We start from the raw sequence: 3379 nt of genomic DNA on the forward strand, positions 1-3379 counted from the left end.
CAATTTGTATTGGTCTATTAATAACAGATTATTCATCTAAGTGCGTGTGCAAAATTTGGGGACCATTTCTGGTGATACCTTGCTGTAAACATTACACATAGTTGAGGATGTAACCAACCAGCGTGCGCAAACCTGCTATGTTGACCGAGGTTACAGGGGACACATGGCGCAGCGGTATGAGGTTTATATTGCAGGGCAAAAACGCGGAGTTACACCATCGATTAAGCGCAAACTGAAACGGCGCAAAGCAATCGAGCCGATCATAGGACATATGAAACAGGACGGGCATCTGGGGCTTAACCGATTGAAAAGGAAATTGGGTGACAAGTTAAACGCAATCCTGGCAGGTATAGGCCAGAATTGCCGAAAAATCCTCTCAACTCTGGGGCTTTTTTATGCCTGGAATTTACAGTGGCCTATTTCAGTGCAGGTGCAGAAGTTCACATACTCAGTTAGATACTAAAGTGAAGAAGCTCGCCCAAAGTGCGAGCCCGACCACTTAAAAAAGTGGGTTATTCAGAATTGACTAATTCACTAGTGGAATTCACAAGAAAAAATCAGTATGATAACACTGTTATCAAGATAGTCACATTGTTGGCGAAAGTCGCCTGAGTTGTTAGTGAGAGTTACTTGAGTTGTTAACAAAAGTTACTTGCGTTGAATATCTAAAATACAGCGCTATTTTAATCTGAGTCCAGTATCGCTCAGGTATAAACTCAAAAAAACTTAACAGGATTTTAATATGAATGATGTTGTCAAGACTGATTTAGAAACTACGGAAGTTATTTTTTCGGATACTTTTTCAGAACAGCAGGAGCCTGATTTATTATGGGTAAAAGAGCATAAATACTATGATGCCCAACTCACACTAGAAGAAAATTTTGAACATCTCTACGGTCACGTCAAGATTTACCCTGAAGATCGTGAGGCATTTAATCACGCACTTGAAAACAACCAGTTGATTGAGTTTTTGAACTCCAAGCAAAATCTAGCGCTATTTGCTGAAGATGAACCAGTAGATTATGTAAGTGGTAGAGCAGTTATAACCGTCAGTGCGGCCTTACTATTGTTAAAAGGACCAATGAGAAGATTAGCAAGCAAAGGGGGCATATGGCTTGCAAAAACTATCGGCAGTAAGTTAGCTGGTACTGCCTTTGATAAAATTTTCGGCTTTTTTTTGGGAAGTAGTAAACCTGATTATGAAAAAGCACTGAGAGAAATACAGCAACAGCTTACCGAAATCAATGCGAAAATCGATACCTTATTAGAGAACGCTGTTTGGCAACGCGTAGCAACATCATTAGGCCAATCCGTAGATCAACTTAATATCAGTTATACATTGTTTGAAGATATGATACATGGTATGGATACGCCAAATGAGCAGCATTTGTTAAATGATTTTATGGCAAAAGAGTCAGACGTACTTGATGCAATAACTGACATTTTTCATAAACTTACCAACAGTAACACCTCGCTGTCGAATAAAGACTTGACACGATTTGTTGCAGATTCATCAGATGATAACTATAGACTCATCGAAGACATCCTGACAGGTATAGTGTATCTTATTCCATTGGGGATTTCGATGCGTATGTTTCAATTTGCGCAACGAGATGGTGTTAGTTCAGGGCAACTTTACCAAGAACAACAACGTTGGGACCGCCGATTTGATAGTTCTGAAAGAGTAATTGCCGAAACAAAGAATCGTATTCAAGGCAGTCTAAGTCAAAAGGTTGCGCAGCATACTCGTAAAGTTTTAGCTGAAATAAAAGCAGGTGACATTGGTAGGGATGATAATGCCTTTAAAGCTGCGACCAATGCCATCCATGCTAGATTGGATGAATACTTGTCATTCGGTCGTTTTTTAGTTGTTGGTTATACTAAAACTAAAGGATTCGAAGACCACGCTTATATCGGAAGTCGCGTGTTTTCTGAGTTTCACTATGGAAATAATGAAAACAATTTCATCGTGTTTTACGAAAATGATGAAAAAACAACTGCAGCAATCATTAGAGATCACAATGCAAATGCTTGGCCAAGTAAGTTTGAGGATCAAGTAAACTATGCTGACGCAAACAATAATGGTAACGCAAAGGTACTCCTTGATGAATTGTGGGGACTAAGAAACGCGGGAAGTATCACAGCGTATACACAACGTGCTATGGGTGTTATTCGAAACCGACGCAAAACAGGACCGCATGCAATTAATCATACAGGCAGTTTAAACCTGTCTAGAATTCATTATAAGAATATACAAGGTAAATATTGGGATACTTTGATGAGTACCGCACATTCGGTTGTGTAGTGGTGAAGTAGTTCCGACCAGACCTGATATTTCAATTTGAACGGTCTCTTGAAATATCAGGTCAAATCTGATCTTGTGCAAGTAAGCCTCAAAAGTCACTTTCTTCTTAAGTTTAATTAGTGTTAGTTTTATTAGTCCCAGCCAGAACTGACATTTCGATTTGAAAAATTGAGAGTTACCCGTTTTGATAAAGGTGTCAAATCTTTATTCAAAACAACTAAGAAGTAATTCATATGTTATACACAAGCAATCCAATCATTCAGCATAAAGCTGGCTGAAGAGTTTAGAAACGCATCTAAAGCTTGTAAATTGAAACTGAAAATCTCGTATATCTTGGTTCACAGAAAACTTTTTTGTTGGAAACCTAAAAATGGTTGGCCTTATATATCAGCAAACCTTCGTTGATACCTGTTACCACTAAAACAGCTATCATAGCAGCAGAGCTAGTGAATAACAGAGTATTACCTTACTTCGAGAGCACGAGCTACATGCTACGGACCCCCACTGAACGTGGAACCGAATAATAACGTCTACTTTTAATCCCAGAGTAATTGTATTAGTATTGTAGAACTATGTGTTTAAAACGAGGAGAGTATGTATATGAAAAAACATACAGCACCAAAATCAGGCGATAAGCAAGTAACAGAAACACAAGCAGAAATGCCAAAACAGGTAAATGCCAAAGGTGTTGCCATTAAATCTGGATTAAAAGCAGCCTATGGCGGCGGCGGTTATTAAATTTATTGCCAGAAAAGGGCATTGAACACGGCGGGATCGCACTTTGTAAAAAGGCTTTAACACCCGCCTCTTTTCTGATCTAATAACGCCCACATTATCACTATCTACTTGTTAATTATGTCGTTATTTAGCCACCTTGAACTTGTTGAAGATAAGCGTTCTTCTATCAATCAACATCATGATCTTACTGATGTTTTGTTTCATATTATCTCGGCAGTTTTATCCGGTTGTGAAGGCTGGAAAGATATCGAAGTGTTCGGGCACAGTAAACTGCCGTGGCTCAGGCAGTTCAGGGCATTTAAGCACGGTATTCCAGAGGGTGTTCATAATTCTGTG

Annotated in this window: 4 protein-coding genes and 1 pseudogene; all 5 read left to right on the top strand. The window is 39.0% G+C overall.

The window, feature by feature from the left end; all coding sequences use genetic code 11:
• Positions 1-163: 163 nt before the first annotated feature.
• On the top strand, positions 164-463 hold the full coding sequence (locus tag TW77_RS22465; protein WP_052713315.1) for a hypothetical protein: 300 nt from the start codon (positions 164-166) through the stop codon (positions 461-463).
• Between the two features lie 279 nt (positions 464-742).
• A complete protein-coding gene (locus TW77_RS22470; protein WP_046007205.1) occupies positions 743-2305 on the top strand; it encodes a hypothetical protein in 1563 nt (520 codons plus the stop codon).
• A 308-nt stretch (positions 2306-2613) separates the two neighbouring features.
• Positions 2614-2826: pseudogene (locus TW77_RS25840) on the top strand (IS481 family transposase); the annotation flags it as partial.
• A 79-nt stretch (positions 2827-2905) separates the two neighbouring features.
• Positions 2906-3043 carry a hypothetical protein gene (locus TW77_RS25300; protein ID WP_156158740.1) on the top strand — a complete coding sequence of 46 codons (138 nt, stop codon included), beginning with the start codon at positions 2906-2908 and terminating at the stop codon, positions 3041-3043.
• Between the two features lie 117 nt (positions 3044-3160).
• The coding region (locus TW77_RS24930; protein ID WP_162197983.1) for a transposase family protein at positions 3161-3379 on the top strand (219 nt) is incomplete at its 3' end.

The sequence above is a fragment of the Pseudoalteromonas rubra genome (genome assembly GCF_000967655.1).
GTDB classification, from domain to species: Bacteria; Pseudomonadota; Gammaproteobacteria; order Enterobacterales; family Alteromonadaceae; genus Pseudoalteromonas; species Pseudoalteromonas rubra_A.

Bases quoted from the DNA above. Each gene is read 5' to 3' on its own strand.
- TW77_RS22465 (WP_052713315.1), top strand. From the start codon at position 164: ATGGCGCAGCGGTATGAGGTTTATATTGCAGGGCAAAAACGCGGAGTT.
- TW77_RS22470 (WP_046007205.1), top strand. From the start codon at position 743: ATGAATGATGTTGTCAAGACTGATTTAGAAACTACGGAAGTTATTTTT.
- TW77_RS25300 (WP_156158740.1), top strand. From the start codon at position 2,906: ATGAAAAAACATACAGCACCAAAATCAGGCGATAAGCAAGTAACAGAA.